This window comes from Flavonifractor sp. An306 (assembly GCF_002159455.1).
Lineage (GTDB): Bacteria > Bacillota > Clostridia > Oscillospirales > Oscillospiraceae > Flavonifractor.
Genome location: NZ_NFIQ01000134.1, coordinates 1 through 3,862 on the forward strand (window position 1 = coordinate 1; position 3,862 = coordinate 3,862).

At 58.1% G+C, this 3,862-nt stretch carries 1 protein-coding gene; it reads right to left on the bottom strand.

Features of this window, described 5'->3' with window-relative positions; all coding sequences use genetic code 11:
- The coding region (locus tag B5F88_RS20890) for a SpaA isopeptide-forming pilin-related protein (protein ID WP_087348957.1) at window positions 1–3,862 on the bottom strand (3,862 nt) is incomplete at both ends.

A 3,862-nucleotide genomic window follows, 5' to 3' on the forward strand; every position in this document is an offset into this window, starting at 1 on the left:
GGGGCCGGTTTTGGTGATGGATACGCCGGTAGTTAGGCTCTTGTTGGTCACCTCAAATTTGACGATCTGTCCCTCATGTTCAAGATAGGCAGTGAGTTCCGTTTCATTTGCGCCGTAATTGGCCGGAGCCTTGACCTCCCGGATGGTATAGCGGGAGAGAGGCAAAGGTTTGGACACGGCCAGCCCTCGGCTGTCGGAGCGGATGGTGTCTACCAGATTGCCCGCCTTATCATAGATTTCAAATACAGCCCCCTCCAGCAGTGTTCCCGCAGGCAGGCCGTTGGTGGGGTTGTAGTCGGCGGACTTCTTGATAATCTGGATCTGACCTGTGATGGCCCGGTTTTCCCAGGTGATTTCCGTAGTCTCGCCCGGTTTGATATAGACGGTTTTCAGCTGTTCGTCTACGATATAGCCCTCGTTCTCCAGCTCCCGCAGATACACCTTTCCGGACAGCTCCAGAGTGTCAATGTAGGCATATCCGTTCTGGTCGGTGGTGAACTGATCCACAGGATTCATATTTCCGTCACAGAGGAGAAAGGTCACGCCGTAAATACCCTTTCGGGTGTCTGCGTCGATCTTGTGCAGCAGGATGCCGGAGAATGCCTTGTTGGTCACGGTCAGCTGGATGGTCTTGCCATCCTTCACCTCGAAGTAGTGGGGGGTATCATCCAGCTGATAGTCCTCCGGGGCCTCGATCTCCACCGCGTAATAGGCCCCGTCCTCCAGAGACAGGAACACCCGGCCATATTTGTCGGTGGTGACGGTATCCACCAGGGCGTCATCCATTTTGCGGATCTCAAAGGTGGCGTCGGCCAGCCGCACAGTCTTGTCCGCCTCATCCACCTTGATAATCTCCACACCGCCCACGGGGTCGTTGTAGAAGGTCAGCTCCTGGGTGTCGTTGGGATGGATGACCACCGTCTGGGTACGGGTTTCCTCATGGATGGTGTAGCCCTCGATGGTCTTGGTTTCCGTTACCACGATGGTGCCGGTCAGCCCGGACAGAATAATCTGTCCGTTGGCGTCGGTGGTATAGAGGCCCCTGCTGGACAGGGTGCCGCCCTCTGCGTCTACATAGGAGCCGTCCGAGTAGGTCAGCTCAAACTCCACGCCCTCCAGGGGGGCCTTGGTGACGGAATCCAGCTTGTTGATGATAAGATTGCCCTTGGGCTGATTGAAGAACTCCAAGGTATAGGTCTGATGATCCTTGATTTGGATGGTCTTGGGGGTGTTGTCCAACAGGTAGCCCTCCTTGGCCTTGACCTCCTGCACCACATAGCCCCCCGGCTCCAGGTCGGGGATGGTGATATACCCGTTTTCATCGGTGCGGAACTCACCATTGGAACTGCCGACAGCGGTTCCGTCGGTGGTGGTGACTTTAAAGGTGACCTCACTGAGCGGTTCCTTGGTTGCGCTGTCCATCTTCTTGATGACCAGTCCGCCCAGTGGCTCATTGGCGATGGTCACTTCCTTGCAGCTGCCGCTCTCCACCTTGACGGTCTGGGCGGTGCCGTTGAGCAGATAGCCCGCTGCGGCCTTGGTTTCCGTGATGGAGTAGCAGCCGGAGGGGATGTGACTCAGCTTGATCTGGCCGTTGGCGTCGGTGGTGTAGGTGCCTGCGGGATACTCACAGCCATTGCACCCGGCAATCTGAAACTGGACGCCGGACAGGGGCTTGCGGGTCACGCTGTCCACCTTGGTAATGAGGAGACAGCCCTGGGGCGCATTGCGGAACTCCAGGGTAACGGTCTGTCCCGCCTTGATGGTGGCAGTCTGGGGGGTATCGTCCAGCTCATAGCCGGTCTTGGCCCTGGTTTCCTTGACCACCAGGGTGGTGCCGGGGTCGATCCCCTCAATCAGAATCGTACCGGCGCTGTCAGTGACAAACTTGCCGTTGGTGTCGCCCACCACGGTGCCGTCGGTGGTCGTGACCATGAATTCCACATCGCTGAGCGGCTCATGGGTTTCGCTGTCGATCTTCTTAATCAGCAGGCTTCCCTTGGGGGAGTTTCCAAAGTACAGCTGCACCACGTCCTGCTCCTTGCCGGAGATAAATACGGTCTGGGGGGCAGTGTCAATGACATGACCGTTGGGACTATCCACTTCCTCCACGATGTAGGTGCCCGCCTCCAGGCCGGTGACGGTAAAGCTGCCGTTGGCGCTGGTCTTATAGGTGCCGATGATGGTGCCGCCGGTGCCGGAGGTGCCGCCCAGATAGCGCACCCGGAACACAGCGCCCTCCAGGGCCTCGCCGGTGACGGAATCATATTTCCAGACTACCAGAGCGGACAGGGGGGTGTTCTCAAAAATCAGCTCCGCAGCCTTGTCATTGTCCACATAGATGGTCTGCTCGGAAGGATCACGGAGGGCATATCCGGTGGGCGGGTCAACCTCCACCACCTTGTACCAGCCGGTATCCAGCTGATCCAGGTAGATCTCGCCGTTTTCGTCGGTGTAGTAGAAGTTCTGATCCAGCTTCTGATAGGTGCCGTCCTCAGTGTTGTCCTTGGCTACCCAAAGCTCAAACTTTGCCCCCTGCAGGGGATTGCCGGTGACAGAATCCATCTTCTTGATGGTCAGGCCCGGCTTCTTTTCGTTCTCAATGGTGATTTCGGTGGTCTTACCGGGCCGCAGATAGACCTCATGGGGGGTGGAGTCCAGGATATATCCGTCCGGGGCCTGGATTTCGGTGACGATGTAATAGCCCTCATCCAGGTGGATGTTCTCAACGGTAATGGAACCGTCCGGGCCTACGGGGAAGTCCCCGATCTTCACGCCCGCCTTGGTCTTGACCTCAAAGATGGCCCCCGTCAGGGCGTTGCCGTTGATGTCCACCTTGTGGATGGTCAGGGTGGGCCGCTTGTAGTTCTGGAACTGTACCGTGGCGTCCCGATTTGGCTCCAAGGTCACCTGCTGAGGGGTGGTATCCAGGATATAATTCTCCGGCACACTCTGCTCGGTGACGGTATAAACGCCGGGCAGCAGGTTCTCAATAGTCACGGTGCCGTCCTCGCCGGTGGGTTCGGTGGTGATGGTGGGGCCGTCCGCATAGCGCAGGGTGAAGGTGACCCCAGGGATGGGCTCTCCGGTGTCCTTGTCGGTCTTGCGGATGGTCAGGTCAGGCCGCTTATCGTTCTGAATGGTGATGGTAGAGGTCTGACCAGGGAACAGCTCGACATGGTATTCGGTGGGGTCTAAGATGTGGTCGGCCACGGTGGCGGTTTCCTTGACGGAGTATACCCCCGGCTCCAGGTCGGCAATCAGGATCTCACCCTGGGCGTTGGTGGTACGGTCGAGATAGTGAGAGCCGTCCTCAATTCTGGCAATACGGAAGGTGACGCCAGCCAGCCGGGAGCCGTCTGCGCTGAGTTTCATCAGCTGGAAGGACGGCTTGATGGAGTTGGTAAAGACGAACTGGGCGTCCTCATTGGGATCAAGCTGGATGACGCGCTGGGCCTCGTCGATGATGTAGCCGGGGCAGGATTTTTCCGTCACCACATAGGCCCCAGCGGGCAGGTGGGACAGGTCGATCTCGCCGTTTTCATCGGTGGTAAACTCCTCCGGGCCGTAGTCTCCGGCTACCGACTCGATCTCAAAGACCGCATTGGGGATGACCTTGGACGGATCGGCGGAATCCACCTTAATGAGCTTCATGCCGGGTTTCATGTCGTTAAAGAAGGTCAGTTCCTTAATGCCGTCACCCGCCTTCAGCTCCACCTCCTGGGGCGTGGTGTCCAGGATATAGCCTTCATCTCCGGTGTCCACCTCGAAGGCCCGGTAGGTGCCGGGCTCCAGGTCGGTGAGCAGGATCTCCCCGAATTCATCGGTCTTGAAGTTGCCCAGGTAGTCGCCGTCCCGGTAA